At 72.2% G+C, this 17,151-nt stretch carries 19 protein-coding genes; 15 read left to right on the forward strand and 4 right to left on the reverse strand.

Translation table 11 applies throughout. The features are described from left to right. Positions 1-116 precede the first annotated feature (116 nt). Entirely contained in the window at positions 117-1,103 is a 987-nt protein-coding gene (locus GCU60_RS17900) for an EcsC family protein (protein WP_163207698.1), read from the forward strand. 46 nt (positions 1,104-1,149) lie between these two features. On the opposite strand, the gene GCU60_RS17905 is transcribed toward GCU60_RS17900, so the two are convergent. Then, positions 1,150-2,544 (reverse strand): ADP-ribosylglycohydrolase family protein, encoded by a 1,395-nt coding sequence (locus GCU60_RS17905; RefSeq protein WP_163207700.1) that lies wholly within the window; start codon positions 2,542-2,544, stop codon positions 1,150-1,152. Next, positions 2,545-3,381 carry an ARPP-1 family domain-containing protein gene (locus GCU60_RS17910; RefSeq protein WP_163207702.1) on the reverse strand — a complete coding sequence of 279 codons (837 nt, stop codon included), beginning with the start codon at positions 3,379-3,381 and terminating at the stop codon, positions 2,545-2,547. A gap of 146 nt (positions 3,382-3,527) precedes the next feature. Here GCU60_RS17910 and GCU60_RS17915 point away from each other — a divergent pair, with 146 nt between their 5' ends. Further along, a complete protein-coding gene (locus GCU60_RS17915; RefSeq protein ID WP_345770676.1) occupies positions 3,528-4,625 on the forward strand; it encodes an NUDIX domain-containing protein in 1,098 nt (365 codons plus the stop codon). 202 nt (positions 4,626-4,827) lie between these two features. Here the strand turns inward: GCU60_RS17915 and GCU60_RS17920 are convergent, their stop codons facing one another. After that, positions 4,828-5,598 (reverse strand): hypothetical protein, encoded by a 771-nt coding sequence (locus tag GCU60_RS17920; protein ID WP_163207706.1) that lies wholly within the window; start codon positions 5,596-5,598, stop codon positions 4,828-4,830. Positions 5,599-6,089: 491 nt separating this feature from the next. Here GCU60_RS17920 and GCU60_RS17925 point away from each other — a divergent pair, with 491 nt between their 5' ends. The 3 genes from GCU60_RS17925 (at position 6,090) to GCU60_RS22325 (ending at position 8,661) form a co-directional block, all read left to right on the forward strand. Then, on the forward strand, positions 6,090-6,557 hold the full coding sequence (locus GCU60_RS17925) for a hypothetical protein (protein WP_239521391.1): 468 nt from the start codon (positions 6,090-6,092) through the stop codon (positions 6,555-6,557). Positions 6,558-6,775: 218 nt separating this feature from the next. Then, positions 6,776-8,419 (forward strand): NERD domain-containing protein, encoded by a 1,644-nt coding sequence (locus GCU60_RS17930; RefSeq protein ID WP_163207710.1) that lies wholly within the window; start codon positions 6,776-6,778, stop codon positions 8,417-8,419. Continuing rightward, positions 8,416-8,661, forward strand: a complete 246-nt coding sequence (locus GCU60_RS22325) for a DUF7662 domain-containing protein (protein WP_430537430.1) — start codon at positions 8,416-8,418, stop codon at positions 8,659-8,661. Before GCU60_RS17930 ends, GCU60_RS22325 begins: the two co-directional genes overlap by 4 nt. Before the next feature lie 153 nt (positions 8,662-8,814). On the opposite strand, the gene GCU60_RS17935 is transcribed toward GCU60_RS22325, so the two are convergent. Continuing rightward, positions 8,815-9,423 (reverse strand): tetratricopeptide repeat protein, encoded by a 609-nt coding sequence (locus GCU60_RS17935; RefSeq protein ID WP_163207712.1) that lies wholly within the window; start codon positions 9,421-9,423, stop codon positions 8,815-8,817. Positions 9,424-9,590: 167 nt separating this feature from the next. Between GCU60_RS17935 and GCU60_RS17940 the strand changes: the two genes are divergently transcribed. The 10 genes from GCU60_RS17940 (at position 9,591) to GCU60_RS17985 (ending at position 17,145) form a co-directional block, all read left to right on the forward strand. Next, entirely contained in the window at positions 9,591-9,827 is a 237-nt protein-coding gene (locus GCU60_RS17940) for a FitA-like ribbon-helix-helix domain-containing protein (RefSeq protein WP_163207713.1), read from the forward strand. Next, on the forward strand, positions 9,824-10,222 hold the full coding sequence (locus GCU60_RS17945; RefSeq protein ID WP_163207715.1) for a PIN domain-containing protein: 399 nt from the start codon (positions 9,824-9,826) through the stop codon (positions 10,220-10,222). Before GCU60_RS17940 ends, GCU60_RS17945 begins: the two co-directional genes overlap by 4 nt. A 154-nt stretch (positions 10,223-10,376) precedes the next feature. After that, positions 10,377-11,309 (forward strand): DUF4253 domain-containing protein, encoded by a 933-nt coding sequence (locus GCU60_RS17950; protein ID WP_163207717.1) that lies wholly within the window; start codon positions 10,377-10,379, stop codon positions 11,307-11,309. 110 nt (positions 11,310-11,419) lie between these two features. Next, complete coding sequence (locus tag GCU60_RS17955) at positions 11,420-11,881, forward strand: NUDIX domain-containing protein (RefSeq protein ID WP_163207719.1); 462 nt, start codon at positions 11,420-11,422, stop codon at positions 11,879-11,881. 53 nt (positions 11,882-11,934) lie between these two features. Further along, positions 11,935-13,629 (forward strand): CocE/NonD family hydrolase, encoded by a 1,695-nt coding sequence (locus GCU60_RS17960; protein ID WP_163207721.1) that lies wholly within the window; start codon positions 11,935-11,937, stop codon positions 13,627-13,629. 105 nt (positions 13,630-13,734) lie between these two features. Then, the gene (locus tag GCU60_RS17965) at positions 13,735-14,445 is read left to right on the forward strand and encodes a helix-hairpin-helix domain-containing protein (RefSeq protein WP_163207723.1); all 711 of its coding nucleotides are present in this window, start codon (positions 13,735-13,737) and stop codon (positions 14,443-14,445) included. 27 nt (positions 14,446-14,472) lie between these two features. Further along, entirely contained in the window at positions 14,473-15,015 is a 543-nt protein-coding gene (locus GCU60_RS21945; protein ID WP_163207725.1) for a PASTA domain-containing protein, read from the forward strand. Between the two features lie 128 nt (positions 15,016-15,143). After that, the gene (locus GCU60_RS17975; protein WP_163207727.1) at positions 15,144-15,317 is read left to right on the forward strand and encodes a hypothetical protein; all 174 of its coding nucleotides are present in this window, start codon (positions 15,144-15,146) and stop codon (positions 15,315-15,317) included. 110 nt (positions 15,318-15,427) lie between these two features. Beyond that, on the forward strand, positions 15,428-16,033 hold the full coding sequence (locus tag GCU60_RS17980) for a sigma-70 family RNA polymerase sigma factor (RefSeq protein WP_345770677.1): 606 nt from the start codon (positions 15,428-15,430) through the stop codon (positions 16,031-16,033). Between the two features lie 152 nt (positions 16,034-16,185). Beyond that, the gene (locus GCU60_RS17985; protein ID WP_163207729.1) at positions 16,186-17,145 is read left to right on the forward strand and encodes a GGDEF domain-containing protein; all 960 of its coding nucleotides are present in this window, start codon (positions 16,186-16,188) and stop codon (positions 17,143-17,145) included. The last annotated feature ends 6 nt before the right edge of the window (positions 17,146-17,151 follow it).

A 17,151-nucleotide genomic window follows, 5' to 3' on the forward strand; every position in this document is an offset into this window, starting at 1 on the left:
ACCTCGTGGTGGAACTTCCTGCCATGACTCCATCCTTCCCAAGGAACGGAGTCTCCGGACTTGCCGGGGCGGTTCACCTCCTCCGAATGATCGAAAGCGGGCCCAGCCTGAACCCCATGTCGTCCTACGAGCGAGCCAGGTGGGACGAGTTGCAGTCGCATTGGGGGGAGAAGGTCGCGAGGAGGCAGTTGATGTCGCCGCGCTTCAGGGCAGCGCTGGGTACGGCTGCACTGGCCTCCAAGGACACGGCATCTAAGGCCGGTCGTGCGGTCTCCGAGGTGACTCCGGACCGGGTCAAGGAGGTCGCGCGTCACGCGCTGGATGCCGCCCTCGTGCCCACGGTCAAGGGCGTCGTCCACCTGCTCGAGCTCATCAACGACTGGGTGGTCGAATTGACCGACCAACAGGCGGTCATCGATCACCATCAGAACAAGGGCCGCGACGTCACCTGCTTGAAGGACCTGAAGGAGCTCGATCTCCAGCTCTTGGAAGAGTTCACAGAGGGGATGGTTCTCCGCTGGCGAACGCTCGGGGCGGCTCAGGGTGCGAGCTTCGGCGCGCTCGCCATGATTCCGGTGCCGGTCGTCGGCAGCCTGGCGGCGATCACTCTCGACATGGTGGCCATGCAGGCGCTCAGCGGCGCCATCGCCACTCGCATCTGCTACGCGTACGGCTTCGACGCGGGCGACCCAGCCATGCGCCACATGATCGACCGCATGGTCGTACGCGCCTACCGGAATCAGGGGCCCAAAGCCGGAACCGTCAAGAGCGCCGGCGCGGCGTTCAGTGCCGCAAAGGGCCGCATCAATTGGAGCCAGAAGCTCCGCGAAGACCACCGCCTCATGGCTGCGGTGGAGAAGCTCATGAAGCAGATGGGTGGTGGCGGCCGGGTGCCCGTGAAGAACGCCCGCATGGGCATGCCGTTGATTGCCATCTTCGCGGGTGCAGGAACCAATGCCCACGTGCTCGGCGACATCGCCAAGCAGGCGCGTCACTACGGGGCGACCATGCTGCTCGCGGAGAAGTACGGTCTCGAGTTGCCGCCGAACCTTCGTCAGGACCTCGACACTGAGGAGCCCATCGAGGGTGGCGACGAGCGATGACGCTCTGACGAGCGTGAGGCGGTGCCCTCGGAATCAAGGCCGGCGGTCAGTGAGCGAGTTGATGCAATGCAGCGGTGAAGCTGCTGTTCCACAGCCCGAGGTGCGGCCAGCGCTCGGCGACGTGCGCCGTCGCCTCCTCGACCGACATCCCCTTCTCGCGCACCAGGAAGCCGCGCAGCACCAGGCCGGTGCGCGAGGCGCCGCCGTGGCAGTGAACGAGCAATCGGTGACCCTCGGCCTGCAGCGCGGCCATGTCGTCCAGGACGTCGGCGAGCATGACGTCGAGATCGGCGTTGTGCTCGTTGTCGGCGATGTAGGCCATCCGGTGCACCGGGTGCGGGAACGGCTCACCGAGCCGGCACAGGGAGATGACGGCGAAGTCCTCGTCGCTGTACCGCGCGCCGTCGAGGTTGCCGGCCCAGATGCCGGGCAGCACTTCCGTCGGGCCGATCCGCGGGATCACGCCCGGGTCGTAGTTCTGCTGCACGCCGCCGTCGAGGGAGGCGGCGAGCTGCTGCAGGTCGGCCACCCGCCACACCTTGTCGCCGTGCCCGGGGACGCGGCCGTGCACGACCGACGCCCACCGGCTCGGGATCGTGCCCATGCCGAACACCGCCCCGGCCAGCCCGCCGGCGACGCACGCCACCGTGTCGGTGTCACCACCGAGGTCGACGACCAGCCGCAGCACCTCGGCGAAGTCCCGGCCGTTGCGCAGCGCCCACACCGCCTGCCCGAGCGTCGGCCACACGGCGCCGTTCGACTCGGTCGCGTCCGCAGGCGTCCACGACGGCGCCAGCACGGTCGCCCACCGCTCCCGGTGCTCCGGGGCCACCGCGTCGAGCGCAGACGGGATCGCCGTCAGCGGGTCACCGCCGTCGAGCGCCACCCGCATCAGCTCGGAGAAGATCGCGCAGCCCTCGCCGGCCGAGGGGTCCCCGTGGGTCAGCGCCGAGATGCGCCGGGCGGCGTCCATGGTCGCCTCACGCCCGTCCCGGGCGAACCGGATGGCGGCCGGCGTCGTCCGCATCAGCGAGCCGTTGCCGGCCGCGTGACCGGACCGGGCGAAGTGCTCGGCCGCGGCGACGTCCCACGGCCGGCCGGAGCCCAGGACGGCCCGCGTCTGGTTGCCGATGTCCGGCGGCCCGGCCGCCGCCCATGTCGAGAACCGGTCGAAGACGTCGGCCGGGTCCAGCCCGCCGGACGACACCAGCGACTCAGCCACCAGCAGCGCCATCTGGGTGTCGTCGGTGAACTCGCCCGGCTCCCAGCGCAGCGAGCCGCCGCCGCACATCTCCGTCTTGGAGCCGCGGGCGGGGGAGGGGAAGCGCCCGGAGAACTGCCCGGGCGGGCCGAACTCGAACGGGGCGCCGAGTGCGTCACCCACCGCAGAGCCGACGAGCGCGCCGGCGACGCGGTGGGAGCGGTGCATGGACGGGCTCACTCAGACCTCCTGGAGGACGGCGGACAGGTGGACGGTGCGGTCGTGCCAGCGGACGTCGTCCACGCGGACCCGACCGCCACCGGAGAGCCGGCGGCCGAGCCCGGCCGGGGCCCCCGTGGTGAGCCGGGTGCCTTCGACGCGCTCGGCGAACGAGCGTGCCAGCGCGGCCGGGGTCCGGACGTCCGACCGGCCGAGGGCGTCCAGCGTCGCCGCGTGCAGCAGGCCGGACCAGTGCGCGGCGAGCGTCCGCCCGCTGTCGAAGACTTCGAGCGCGACGGGACGGCCGGCGATGCCGATCAGGATCCCGCGCTGCCCGGACAGGGGTCGGAGGCCCCTGGTCAGGTCGCGGGCGGCCGGCGCCGTGCGGTCCAGCCGGTCGGCCAGCGAGCCGGTCTCCGACGGGCCGGCGACGGCGTCGTAGCCGCGGACCCGCTCCCACACCGCCCGCTGCGCGTCGGCGTGACCGAACCGGGCACGGACGGCGGCCGGCACGCGCCGGCCCTGGCGGGAGTGGCTGACAGCCCCGCCCCACCGGCCCTCTTCGACGCAGACCACGTGCTCCACGGACGGAATGCCCGGCGCCAGCAGCGTCGTGGCCGTCAGGGCGCGGGTCTGCCAGCCGCCCTCGAGCAGTTCACCGGAGAGCAGCAGTACGGGGCGCTGCCCGCGGTTGGTCACCACGAGCTGGTCGCCGGCGGGCCGGCCGGCTCGCTCGGCGACGTCGACTGGAGCGTCGGTGCCGGTGACGTAGCCGCGATGCCCAGCCGGCGCGTCCGTCCAGACGGGGAAGATCGTGAGCGGGCCGCGGTGGGTGCCCTGTCCGACATGGAGCTGCATGCTCGCCTCCCTACTTAGAATCAAATTTGCCTCAATAGAGACTTAACCGCAGACATGCCGATAGTGTCAACCGGGTGAGCGATCAATCCGCACAGCCCCGTCGGGACAGCTCGGGCCGCACGCTGGCTGACTACCCGCGACCGTCCGTGGCGGTCGACACCGCCGTCCTGGTGGTCGACGTGCGGAACGCCGCCCTCGGCGTCCTCCAGCACGAGCGCCCGGACGGCGGCGCGCACGGCGGGGAGTGGGCGCTTCCGGGCACCTTCCTGCACGAAGGCGAGACGCTGGCCGACGCGGTGCTCCGCTCGCTCGCGGAGAAGGTGGGGCTCCGCGGCACCCGGCCCCAGCAGCTGCACGTCTTCGACGACCCGGACCGTGACGACCGCGGCTGGGTCCTCGCCGTCGCGCACGTCGTCGTCGTGCTCGGCGAGGACGTCGACCCGGTGCTCGCCAACCGCCCGGACGTCCGTGTCGTCCCGGTGGAGGAGGCTGAGGGCCAGCCGTTCGACCACGACGAGATCGTGCGGCTCGCCGTCGACCGGGTGCGCCAGGACTACGCCCTCCAGCCGGACCCGGCCGGCCTGCTCGGGGAGCGGTTCACCCTCAAGGCCCTGCAGGCTCTGCACGACACCGTGGCGCCGCAGCCGGGACCGGGGGAGGCGCGGCCGTCCATCGACACCTTCCGTCGCTACATGGTCGGCAGGGGGCTCATCCAGCCGACCGGGCTGTTCGCCCGCAAGCAGCCGGGGTCCAGCGTGATGGGCAAGCCGGCGGAGCTCTACCGCCGCTCCGCGGACGAACGCGATCTGACCGACGTCCTCGGGGTCCGGCCGGTGCGCAAGGACCGCAGCCGAGCCGATCGGAGCGGGAACGCCACGGAGCCCGCGCGGTCGTTCCAGCCCTTGACCGGCCACAAGGTGAACACCCACATCCAGAGCCTGGTGGACGAGGTGGCCGGGCAGGTGGCGCTCACGCTCTCGGTGATGCCGCACTACGTGGCCGTCCGTCCGCTCGGGGAGGAGCGGGTGGCTGCCTACGCCAGGCCACAGACCCTGTCCGTCGGGCTCGACCCCGACGACGCGGTCGCGGTCACCGGTCGCTTTCCGGCCTTCCGACTCGAGCGGACGTCTGCGGCCACCCACCACGTGCACGTTCCGGTGCTCGCCCTGGTCGACCCGGTCGTGCGGCGGGCGGCAATGGACGCGCTCGAGCGGGCGCTCGTCCGCGTCGCCGGCGGTCAGTGATGACCGCGGAGCTCGTCAGACACGCGCAGCGCGGACTCGCCCGCCGGTGAGCAGGCGACTGAGGTGCTGGATGTTAGGGAGGCGCGCGGCCAGCACGGTTGTAGAGCAGCCGACGGGCCGTACAGGGGGCGCGCGCATCATCGGTAGCTAGCAGTCGAGGCGGGCGACTGCTCCGCGGATCGTCACCGCTCCTTGCACGTCGTCAGGAGCAGCGACACCCGCTGTAGATGCTGATTCGCACGCCGCAGGAAGAGCACAACGGCGTCTCGTGCGTGACCCGGCTCGTCTGGGCGTTGGCAGCGATCTTGACGGTTCGTGCGGGCTTGCGCGCCATTGTCATCTTCTGTCGCGCGTGGGACGGCTGCTTCGCTTGGCGGTTGCCGGCGGTGGCGCGGCGATTGCTCGGCTTCGGTGCCCGCGCCTGACCGATCGCGCTTGCGATCTCCGCCTTCGTAGCGACTACGCCGCGGCTTCGCAGGATCGCAGCGAGGGCCTTTCTTCCCATCTGCGGGTTGGCCCGTACGACCTCATGGATGGCATGCATGGCCTTGAGGGCGCTCGTGGGCAGACTTCCGGGTCTGGTCTTGATCACCTTGAAGGGCGACGCCAACTGGTCCTTCACCGCTGCGACTTCAGCGCCCGTGACCGCCGTCCCGTGCCGCGAAAGGAAAGCCGCAAGGCTCCTGGCATCAACGTGGGGGTTCGCCTGGATAGCGGCGAGAATCGTCTCCCGAGCTGGTGCCTTCCCTCCGGTTGTTCCCTTGACTGCGGCACCATCACGTGGCTGCCGCTGCGCAGGAGCAGCGGCCCGATTTCGTCCGGTGACGGTCTGCCGCCGCTCGGATCGCTTGGCGCTTGTTCCGGAGAACTGCACATCCCACGGCGCCTGTGGCTCGACGACCTCATCATCTGGAGCGTCATCCGGCAGGGACCGAGCGTGGTCGGCGAACCAGTCACCGATCGACCGAGCCATTAGTCCTCCTTCACGGTGTGCGTCCGACGTGACCACATCCTGCTGACAGGAACAACGAAGCTCACCGCACTGGTATCGGCACGCCACCCCGGGGAGTGAGGAAGAGGTCCAGCACCGGCCGACGTGCGAAATGACGGTCGGCTTCTAGCGACTCCCTGCGGACATGCCGCTCGAGCGAGCCGGTCAAGGTTTGTTCCACCAGGCCGGTAGTGGCTGGATGGGGAGTCACGCGCCTGGGGTGCCCGACGTGGTCCGGCCGTGTCGGTGGCCCGTGCCATGGTCCGCCTCGCCGTCGGACGACGGCTGGACGGGGGAGTGGCATGGGCGGGTCGGTCGGGGTGCAGGCGGGGCGGGTGTGTCCCGGCTGCGGGCAGGAGAACTCGGTTCCGCTGGTCTACGGGATGCCGGGGTTCGACGACTTCCGCCAGGCGGAGCGCGGGGGTGGTTGCGCTCGGCGGCTGCCTGATGCCGGAGGACGTGGCGGCGTTCGTGTGCGGCAGCTGCGAGCTGCAGGGGGGAGCGAGTCCGAGCCGACCGCCGACGAGGCGGAGCTGGCCGCGATGCTGGGGGTGGCGTACCCCGACCTCCTCCGTGCCCTGGGTGCCGGCTTGTGTCGCGAGGTCGGAGCCGACGAGCGGGACGGCGTGGCGCGGTTCGTCAGCGGTGAGCCGGCGCAGCTCGCGATCGGCGTGCAGGTTCCGTGGTTCGTCCTCGCCCGCCCGCTCACCTCGGAGGGCGAGGTGCGCCCGAGTCCGCTGTGGGGCGACGGTCCGCGGTTCACGAGCGACGACGTCCTGCACGACCCGCCCGGCATCGCCATGGTCGCGGACGACATCGCCTCGCACCGGCGCCGCTCGTTCCGCTGGTGCCGCACCTGCCGCCGCGCCTCGGCGCCCGAGTCGTTCGTGGCGTCACAGAGCGCCTGCGCGCAGTGCGTCCGGCTCTTCGCTGACGGCTGACGTGCCGCAGCGTTGGGACCCGCCGCTGGCGGGCGTGCTGAGGCTGCTGTGACGGGAGCGGGCCTTATCGCCCCGAAACCGCCGGATCCGTCGTGCCGCTGTGTCAGGGTCGGTGCACCCCGTACCCCTCGGCCGACGTCCGGCCGGAAGCGTAGAGGAGCCGTCGTGACAGTCGCCGTCGTCGACGTGGAGCTGGCCGATCTCTGGGGGGCGCGCGCGTGACCGCACGGCTGTTCCCCGACGAGCCGCAGTTCGCCTCCGCGGCCGAGCGGCTGCTGGTGGAGACGCTGCGCGACCAGCTGCCCGACGACGCCGCGCTGTTCTGCAACCTCCGCTTCAGCGACGGTCGAGAGGACCGGGAGGCCGACCTGATCGTGGGCTGGCCCGGGGTGGGCGTCGCCGTGGTGGAGGTCAAGGGCGGCAGCGTCTCGCTGGACCGGGGCGAGTGGCGGCAGCTGCACAACGGCGTCGACACCGTCATCCGGCCCGTGGACCAGGCGGTCGCCTGCAAGTACCTGCTCTGCGAGTACCTGGCCGACCACCCGCGCTGGAGTGCCGGCCGCCCGCGGACCGCGCACCTCGTCGCGGTGCCGGCGACCACGCTGCCCGGCGACTTCATCGCACCCGGCCTGGCCCGTTGGATGGCGATCGACTCGACCGACGTCGCGCACGCCGCCGCGCGCATCCGAGCCGCCCTGGCCAAGGTTCGCGACGAGCCCGACCCGCCGACGGCGGATGACGTCGACGTGCTCGTCGACTGCCTGGCCGGCGCGGCGATCCCGCAGCAGCACCTGCTCGCCGAGCTGGCCGAGCGCGAGGCCGCGTGCGATTTGCTGACCAAGGACCAGGCCAAGGTCCTGGACCTGCTTGCGTCGTACGACCGGGTCGAGATCCGCGGCGGCGCCGGCTCGGGCAAGACGTGGCTCGCCGTGGAGAAGGCCCGCCGGCTTGCCGCCGACGGTCAGCGGGTGGCCCTCATGTGCTACTCCCGCGGCCTCGCGGAGTTCCTCAAGCGCCGGGTGGAGACGCTGCCGAAGCGGCAGCGGCCGGCCTACGTCGGCACCTTCCACAACCTGGGCATCGGCTGGGGTGTCGAGCCGGGTTCGGACGACGACAGCGGCTACTGGGAGGAGCGTCTGCCCAACGCGATGGTGGAGCTGGCCGCGGCGCTGCCGGAGGGCGAGCGGTTCGACGCGATCGTCATCGACGAGGGGCAGGACTTCGCCCAGAGCTGGTGGGACGCCGTCGTGGCGGCGCTGCGCGAGCCGGCCACCGGCTGCCTGTACGTCTTCTCCGACGAGGGGCAGCGCATCTTCGCGCGGCAAGGGCGCCCGACCGTCGACCTGATGCCGATCCCGCTCAACGAGAACCTGCGCAACACCAAGCAGATCGCCGGCACGTTCTCCAGCCTCGCGCCCGAGCAGATGCGCATCCGCGGCCAGGCCGGAGTGCCGGTCCGGTTCGTCCAGTGCGCAGCGGAGGACGCCGTGGACGCGGCCGACGACGTCGCGGACGGCCTGCTCGAGAAGGGGTGGCCGCCGGAGTCGGTGGCACTGCTGACCACGCACCGGCGTCATCCGGTGCAGGTGGAGCGGCAGGCCGAGGGCCAGGACGCCTACTGGGCCACCTACTGGCAGGACGACGACGTCTTCTACGGCCACGTGCTCGGCTTCAAGGGGCTGGAGCGCCCGGCCGTCGTGCTCGCCGTCAACGGCTTCCGGGACGAGGCCCGCGCGAAGGAGATGCTCTACGTGGCGCTGTCCCGGGCCCGCGACCTGTTGGTCGTGTGCGGCGACATGGAACTGATCCGGCGCCTCGGCGGCGAGGCCGTGGCCCGCAGGCTCTCGGGGGCATCGACGTGAGCAAGTACGACCCGCTCGGGCAGTGGTTCGGCGACTTCGGAAGGGGAGTCGAGGTCACCCTCGGGTTCGCCGACATCGATGAGCTCCTCGGCGCCGCGCTACCTGCGTCTGCGGATCACCACCGTGCTTGGTGGGCGAACGATCCGACGCATGTCCAGGCGCGCGCGTGGCTTGACGCGGGTTGGGCAGTGGATGCGGTCGATCGGCGGGCCCGCCGCGTGCGATTCCGCCGATCCAGGTAAGTGGAGGCGCCTGTCCGCGGCGCGCCTGGCCAACGGCATCGGCGGGCTGATCGAGTCTCGGGCTCGCGGCGATCCACCGGACCGATCGGGCAGCGAAGCTCCAGCCATGTCGGCCTCCGGCCCCACGGGCGGTCCCTCGCGGGCGGCCTGTGGTCACCGTTCCGCTGCCGTCCTCCTGCGGCTGCGTACCGTTCGGTCGGCCAGGCGATCGATGGCGTCGGGTGACAGCCCCAGCGCCCGCCGGATTCGCCGGCGCACGATGGCGAGCAGGATCAGATCGAGCGCTCGACGCTCCGAGTCGTGGTCGGTAGTTGGTCCGCCGAAGCGCTGCAGTCCCAGGTTCATCCAGCGGTGGGCCTCTCTGAGGTCGCCGGCCTTCTCGTAGGTCTCACCGATGATCGCGTAGGTCCCGATGTCCTCAGGAGCGGAGCGGCGGACGTCCTCCGCCAACAGTCGCGCTGCCGGTAGCTCGCCGACCGACACCAGGGTGCGGTGCAGGGAGGAGCGCACGTCCGGTTCGAGGGTGCCCTCCGCGGTCACCGCCTGTCGGTACACCTTCGAGGCTGCTGCGTGGTCGCCCAGGAGTTCGAGGATCTCCCCGGCCTCCGCCAGCAGGGCAGCCGGCGTGACCTCGACAGCGTCCGCGGGATGCCGCTCCGCAGCCCAGGCGACCAGCTGCTCCGCTGCTCGTCGCTGCTGCTCCGGTGTCCGGGCCTCAAGGCCCAGGCGTCCGACGATGTCCATGTCCAGTTGCGTGCGCACGCAGCGACGCTAGGAACAGTCGATCCGTTCCTGCTGCGAGTTGGCACGATCTGTGGACAGGTCCGGCGACAACCATTCGGCTGTGGATGTTGCCCGCCGTTCTCGGAGCGATTCGGTCGGTAGCCACAGCGCTGCCGAACCGCTGGGCCTGCTGCTAATCTGCATGCGTGACCGTGTCCGTGACCATCCGCGACGTTCCTGACGACACCCGGGACGAGTTGGCGGCGCGCGCCGCCCGAGCCGGGCAGTCGTTGCAGGAGTACCTCCGGGGCCAGCTGGTGGCGCTCGCGCGGCGCCCCAGCCCGGACGCGCTGTGGGATCGGGTGCAGCACCGAGTGCTCGCCACCGGTAGTCGGCTTCCCGCTGACGCGATCGCCGAGCTGCGCGACGCCGACCGCAGGTGACCATCGTCGTCGATGCATCCACCGCCGTCGCCGCGCTGGTCGATGGCGGGCCGGACGGCTCTTGGGCGCGCGCCGGACTGCGTGACGAGGACCTCGCGGCACCGCACCACGTGTACGTCGAGGTGTCGAACGTGCTGCGGCGCGCTGTCCTCAGCGGCCGGGTCGGTGCTGACGTCGGTGCGCTGGCCCACCGCGACCTCGTCGAGCTTCCGCTGACGTGCTTTCCGTTCGAGCCACTGTCCGACCGTGTGTGGGAACTGCACCCCGGGATCACCGCCTACGACGCTGCCTACGTCGCACTCGCCGAGGCGCTCGATGCGCCGCTGTGGACCCTCGACCGGCGTCTCGCGGCGGCGCCCGGGCCGCGGTGCTCGTTCCGACTGCCGCAGTCCTGAGAGGTCGGCCGGCTCGGGGCTGAGAGCGGGTTCGCACGGTCAGCTGCGGAGTGGCGCCCAGGTCGAGGCGCTGGAGCGTGTGGACGCTTGCAGCCGTATCCACAGATCCTGATGAGGTGTCCGGCTGCTGAAGTCGTTGGCCCAGGGTGTGGGCATGGCCCGCTCCCGTCGGCACTTCTTCCCTCCGTTGCCAAGCACAGCGACGTCCGATCCGTGCATCACGGTCCCGCTGCTGCGCGACGTCCGCGTCCCGTCATCGCTGCGCAGCCGATTCCCCGCCGAGGGCAGGCTGCGACTGAACGACATCGACCTGGGCTCCGGGCGTCCGGCCGTCGCTCGGGGACTCGCCTCGGAGGTGGCGCCCGCGCCTGCGCTCTGGCTGGCCGACCATGACACCTCGGACGCGGCAGCGATGTGGCAGCCGTTGGTCGACATCTTCCCGCAAACGGGTCTGTGGCCGCTGGTGCTGAGGCCGCTCGGCGGTGATTCCGCTGACCGCCCATGGGACTCCGGGGAGTTCGAGCCGCAACCTCTCACGGACGTCGACGCCCTTCCTGCGCAGACCGTGTTGGGCGCGGGGTGGGCGGACAGCCTCGTTCCCATGGGGAGCGATCCGTACGTCGAGCACCTGCGTCCGTTCGGTGCGGAGTTCCCCGGGCTGTCGGCGCCGCTGCGCCTCGAGAGTCGCGCCTCGGTGCCGGGAGGCGCGATCGCCCCAGCGAGATGGGGACGAATAGGGCTGGTCCCGTGCAGGCGTCCCGCCGACGCCATCGCCGCGATCGGCTGGCACGGGTCGGTCAACAGGAGGAGTGCGGTCGAGGTCTCCGCGGTTCTCCGCAGCTGGGAGGAGCGGTTCGGGACCGTCCTCGCGGCGCTCGGGTTCGCCACGATGACCCTCCTGTTGCCGTCCCCACCGGCGGACGAGTCGGAGGCGCTGCCGATCGCCGCGGAGTTGGCGGCGCTGTGTCCCGACGTGCTGGCAGAGGACGGCCCGGTGGACGGCTTCGGATTCACGTCGGGTGGCACCGTCCAAGGGCTTGCGCGACGGCTCGTCGATCGCCCGGTCTGGAAGCTGTGGTGGGACTGAGCCAGCGGGGCGGTAGCGAGGCGGACGCAGAAGGCAGACGCGGCCGCTCGGAGCTTGGACGTGGACGCCGTCGCCGGCGCGCCGACGGCTCACTCTGGAAAGCTCCTCCGGTGCCTCCCGTTCGCAGCTCCGGCGTCCTGCTCTACCGCCGCACCGGCGGCCGGGTGGAGGTGCTGCTCGGCCACATGGGCGGGCCGTTCTGGGCGAAGAAGGACGACGGCGCCTGGTCGATCCCCAAGGGCGAGCACGACCCGGACGAGGACGCCGAGGCCGCCGCCCGCCGCGAGTTCGCCGAGGAGCTCGGCTGCCCGGTGCCGGCGGCGGAGCTCCACTCGCTCGGCGAGGTGAAGGGCCGCAAGCTGCTCGCGGTGTGGGCAGGGGAGGGCGACCTGGACGCCGCCGCGATCACCAGCAACACCTTCGAGCTGGAGTGGCCGCCGCGCTCGGGCCGCCTCCAGCAGTTCCCCGAGATCGACCGCGCCGCCTGGTTCGACCTCGACACCGCCCGCACGAAGCTGGTCAAGGCGCAGCTGCCCTTCCTCGACCGGCTGGCCGCGCACCTCGCCAGCTGAGCTCGCGGTTAAGGTCCCGAGCGGCGTCCGCACCGCTCCGACCTGGAGGTTCCGTGTCCCGGCTCGACCGCACCACGTCGACAGCGCAGCCGCAGCCGCTGTCCCGACCGGCCCGCGCCGCCGCAGCCGCGCTGGGCCGCCGGTGGAAGCTGCCCGCCCCGCTCAACGCGGTGCAGGTGGTCCGCGACGTCGACGTCCCCATGCGGGACGGCGCCACCCTGCGTGCCGACGTCTACCTGCCGACGACGCCCGGCCCGCACCCGACGGTGCTGCTGCGCTCCCCGTACGGCCGCGGCCTCGGGTTCGCCCTCCCCATGACCGTGCCGTATGCCGAGCGCGGGTACGCGGTGGTCATCCAGAGCGTGCGCGGCACGTTCGGCTCGGGCGGCGAGTTCAGCCCCGTCGTCCACGAGGAGCACGACGGCCAGGACACCGTCGCCTGGCTGCGCGAGCAGCCCTGGTTCGACGGCCGGCTGGCCACCCTCGGCCCCAGCTACCTCGGCTACACGCAGTGGGCCCTGGCGCTCGACCCGCCGCCGGAGCTCAAGGCGATGGTGCTGCACATCGGCCCGCACGACCTCGCCCAGGCGGGCCTGATCGACGGTGCCTTCCAGCTCACGAACCTCTCCATCTGGACCGACCTCGTCGCCCACCAGGAGCAGGTCGGCTTCGTGCGTGGGCTTCTCCGGCTGGCGACGGCGGAGCGGCGGCTGACCCCCTTCCTCGGCGAGCTGCCGCTGCAGGGGCTCGCCGAGCGCTTCGGCGGCAACCCCGCACCCTGGTTCGACGAGTGGCTCGCCCATCCGGACCTCGAGGACCCGTACTGGGACCGGTATCGGGCGACTCCCGCCGTCCACTCCAGCACCGTCCCCACTCTGCTGATCAGCGGCTGGCAGGACTGGTTCGTCGAGCAGACGCTGTACCAGTACGCCGCCCTCCGCGACCGCGGCGTCGACGTCGGCATGACCATCGGGCCCTGGGCGCACCTCACCATCGACGCCGCCGTGACGACGCCGGAGAGCCTTGCCTGGCTGAACGCCCACCTGCCCGTGGCCGGCGCCCCGGAGGCCGAGCCGCGCAAGGCTCGCGTGCAGGTGTACGACACCGGCGCGCGGACCTGGCGGGCGATGCCCGACTGGCCACCGGCCAGCACCGACCGCGAGTTCTTCCTCAGCGCCGACGGGCGGCTGGCGGACGACGCACCGGCCGAAGCGGGGGAGACCACCTTCCGCTACGACCCGATGGACCCCACGCCCTCGGTCGGTGGCCGGGTGCTCGCCGGGAGCGCCGGGCAGCGGGACAACCGCGAGCTCGAGGCGCGCGACGACGTCCGCACCTTCACGACGCCGTCGCTGCGCACGCCGGTGCAGCTGATGGGCGGGGCGCGGATCCGGCTGCACGTGAACCCGGACAACCCGTACGCCGACCTCTTCCTCCGGCTCTGCGACGTCGAACCCAACGGGAAGTCGGTCAACATCACCGACCGGCTGATCCGGCTGGACCCGGCGCCCGGCGAGGAGCCGACGACGGGGGAGCGGGTCGTGGAGACGACGCTGCCCGACACCGCGCACCTCTTCCGGGCCGGGCACCGCGTCCGGCTGCAGGTCTCCGGCGGCGCGCACCCGCGCTACGCCCGCAACCTCGGCACCGGCGAGCCGGTCGGGGAGGCCACCCACGGCGTTCCGACGACGCACCGGATCTGCTCCGGCGGCGCGACGCCGTCGTCGGTCACGCTGCCCGTGGGCTGACCGCCCGAATGGCTCCGACCCGCCGTCGGACGACCGAGACGCCGGATCGTCGGTGCGCCCACGCACACTGAGCCCCGCTCGGTCGCCGGCTCCGGAGGAACACTGATGAACGACGCACGGCCGCAGGTGGCGGCACCCGGGCGGAGCGCGCCCACGGTGCTGGACCGGCTGCGGGCCGGTGGCTGGTACTTCGCCGTCACGATCTTCTCGGCCGGCTTCCTCGCCGCTCTCCCGTTCTGGCACGCGGCCGGCCGGCTGGGGCGCCGCGACGTCCGCAGCCTCGCCGTGGCCTACACCCTCGCCGGCGTCTACCTCCTGGTGCTCATGGCGCTGACGCCGAAGCAGGCCGACGGCACATCGGCCGACGGACCACTCAGCACGATCGGCGGGCTGAGCGTCCTCGTCGTCGTGGTCGCGGCCTGCGTCCAGCTCCGCCCGCTGCGCCGCCAGGTCTACCGGGCCGGCGCGATCGTGCCCACCTCCGACGACCCGGTGGTCGCCCGCGCACGAGAGGCGCACGCCCGGCGCCAGGAGGCCCGTCGGCTGATCGCCGGCGAACCGGCGCTGCGCCGGGAGCTGGGCATCGGGCGGCCCGACCTCCGTCGCGGTTACGACGACGGCGGCCTCGTCGACCTCAACACCGCCTCCGCAGCCCTCATCGCCTCGGTCTGCGGCATCGAGCCGGCGCACGCCGAGGCCGTCGTCGCCGGGCGCGAGGCCCGCGGCGGCACCTACTTCAACATCGGCGAGGTGCTCGTCGAGGTGCCGCTGCCGCCGCATGCCCAGGACGAGCTGCGCGAACGCGCCGTCTTCTGACCACCCCGAGCATCCCCGAGGACGAACGTGACCCAGCCGCCCTTCGACCCGAACGCAGCAGGGACGACCACCCGACCGTTCCACCGGCAGCCGTGGTTCCCCCTGGCCGGCGGCCTCGTCGCCGTCGCCGTGCTCGGAGCGGTGATCGGCGGCGACTCCGGCGACCCGTCCGAGTCCCGCGCCGATGCAGTCACGCCGACGACGTCGGCCTCGACGCAGCCGTCGGCCGCCCCCTCGACGGCAGCGCCCTCGACCGCATCACCCTCGCCCGCACCGATCGCGTCCGCGACGACCACGGCGTCCGCGCCGTCGTCGGCCCCGGCGGAGCCGCAGGTCGACTTCGCCATGCCCGACGTCGTCGGCATGGACCTCCAGTCGGCGCAGAACGTCATCCAGACCTTCGGCGTCTATCTCAGCGTGTCCCACGACCTCCGGGGCAGCCGAAACCAGGTGGTCGACTCGAACTGGATCGTCTGCGACCAGAACGTCCCCGCGGGACAGCAGGTCACCGGCGACGTCGAGGGTGCGATCGACCTGGGCGTGGTCAAGCGCGAGGAGAGCTGCCCCTGAGCGGTCGAGAAGTCGAGACGTCGCGCTGTCGACATCTCGACTCGTCACAGTTGTCCCGCTCGTCCCACCCGCCCGAGACGCCTCTGCGGGTGCCGCGCCAGGCGCGCTCCGCTTCGTAGCGTGGGGTCGTGGCCAAGCACTTCACTGACGAGACCGCCGAGTTCGCGATGCCCCGCCTCGGGCGGCATGCTGCTCCTGACGCCGGCGAGCTCGAACTGACCCAGCGCTTCGACCCCGGCTTCGCCCGGCGGCGGCCCGCCGTGCCGGCGCCGCAGCCGACCAAGGGCGCCGACGCCCGCTGACCGCAGCGGCGCGGCCGCGGAGAGTGGCGCGAGGCCACACGATCGTGTTGATCGTGTGACGATTCCTGCGGTCTAGTTTGCGCGATCAAATCGTGCGGCATCTACATCGCGTGACCCACAACACCCCGGGTCGGTCGAACCCAACGGCCGAGCCCTCGCTCGCCGTCCTCGTGGACAGCTACACACCGCGGGCGCTGAGTCTCGCCCGCCGCATCGTGTGCGACGACCGCGTCGCGGAGGACGTCGTCCAGGAGGCCTTCCTCGCCTACTGGAGCAACCCGGCCGCGTACGACGCCAGCCGCGCCTCGTTCGCCGCCTGGTTCCTCTCGATCGTCCACCACAAGGCCGTCGACGCCGTCCGCCGCGAGACCTCCCTGCGCCGGCGCACCGACGCGTTCGCCGACCTCGACGCGCAGCGCGTCGCCCCCGACGTCAGCGAGGTGGTGGCCGGCCGCATGGCCGACGCCCGCACCCGCTCGGCCCTCGCCGCCCTTCCGGCCGTGCAGCGCGAGGCGCTGGTCCTGGCCTACTGGGGCGGCTACACGCAGCGGGAGATCGCCGAGCGCACCGGCGCTCCGCTGGGCACGGTCAAGACCCGGATGCTCGCCGGCATGCGCCGCCTCCACGAGGGCCTCGGCGCAGCCGAGCCCGCGGTCGCGACCGTCTCCCTCCTGCCGACGCGGCGGCAGGTGGAGCCGGCGCAGGAAGCCGTCTGACCGGTCCGGCTCGAGCGGATCGTCGGAGACCCCACCCGGGGGAGTGGCACGTGACCAGGACCTGGCGGCGAAAGGTTCAGAACTGGGCCCGATCGACCGAACTCCTCGGGGTGAGCCGGTCAGCAGCGCCCGAGGTGGCGACCGTGCGCGTCATGGCGACGACACTGGCCACGTTCTACGCGTTCGGCGGCACGGCGGGGCTCTTCGTCAGCTCCAGCGCCGAGCCCGGCACGCCCCGGTCGGTGCTGTTCCTCCTGTCGCTCACCGCGCTGGCCTCGGGCGCGATCGTCGGCCGGTGGGGCGCCCGCTGGCCCCGGAACGCCTTCCACCTGGCCGTCGGCTCCGCGACCGGGCTGATCGTCACCGCGGTGCTGGTGGCCCCCGACCCGCTCACGTCCCTGGCCGCGGCGATCCTCATCGCCTTCGTCGTCGTCGACGCGCACTTCTTCTTCTCCGGGCCCCAGGCCTTGGCGCACCTGGCGGCCGCCGCCACCGGCGTCACCGGGGCCCTGCTCCTGTCCGACGGGATTCCCCTGGGCGTGGTGGTCGGCCTGGACCTCGTCCTCATCGGGATCGGCATCGTCATCCACCGGCTGGTCGTCCTGGCCTCCACCGCCAGCCTCGACCCGCTCACCGGGTTGAGCAACCGCCGCGGCTTCGACCAGGCGCTCGACGAGCTCATGTCCGAGGCGGCCCGGTCGCGTGTGCCGCTGTCCGCGGTGCTCGTCGACGTCGACCACTTCAAGTCCGTCAACGACACCCACGGCCACGAGGCCGGCGACCGGGTGCTGCGCCGGGTCGCCGACGTGTGGCGGCGGGAGCTGCCCGCCGAGGCGACGTTCGCCCGGCACGGCGGCGACGAGTTCTCCCTGCTGCTCCCCGGCATGCCCGGCGGTGACGCGCTGGCGCTGGTCCGGCGGATCTACGCCCTCCACCCCGACATCTCGCTGTCCTGCGGGGTGGCGCAGTACCGGCCCGGCGACAGCGCCTCGCAGCTGATGCGCAGCGCCGACCGCGCCCTCTACGACGCCAAGATCCGCGGCCGCAACCGGGCCCAGCTGTTCACCGGCACGGAAGGCACCCGCAGCTCTGACGGCGTCGTCATCGTCTGACCGGAA

It is taken from the genome of Blastococcus saxobsidens (assembly GCF_010682065.1).
Lineage (GTDB): Bacteria > Actinomycetota > Actinomycetes > Mycobacteriales > Geodermatophilaceae > Blastococcus > Blastococcus saxobsidens_B.

Excerpts from the sequence above, each read along its gene's own strand:
- GCU60_RS17900 (WP_163207698.1), top strand. The coding sequence starts at position 117 with ATGTCGTCCTACGAGCGAGCCAGGTGGGACGAGTTGCAGTCGCATTGG.
- GCU60_RS17910 (WP_163207702.1), bottom strand. The coding sequence starts at position 3,381 with ATGCAGCTCCATGTCGGACAGGGCACCCACCGCGGCCCGCTCACGATC.
- GCU60_RS17920 (WP_163207706.1), bottom strand. The coding sequence starts at position 5,598 with ATGGCTCGGTCGATCGGTGACTGGTTCGCCGACCACGCTCGGTCCCTG.
- GCU60_RS17950 (WP_163207717.1), top strand. The coding sequence starts at position 10,377 with ATGGCCCGCTCCCGTCGGCACTTCTTCCCTCCGTTGCCAAGCACAGCG.
- GCU60_RS17965 (WP_163207723.1), top strand. The coding sequence starts at position 13,735 with ATGAACGACGCACGGCCGCAGGTGGCGGCACCCGGGCGGAGCGCGCCC.
- GCU60_RS17985 (WP_163207729.1), top strand. The coding sequence starts at position 16,186 with ATGGCGACGACACTGGCCACGTTCTACGCGTTCGGCGGCACGGCGGGG.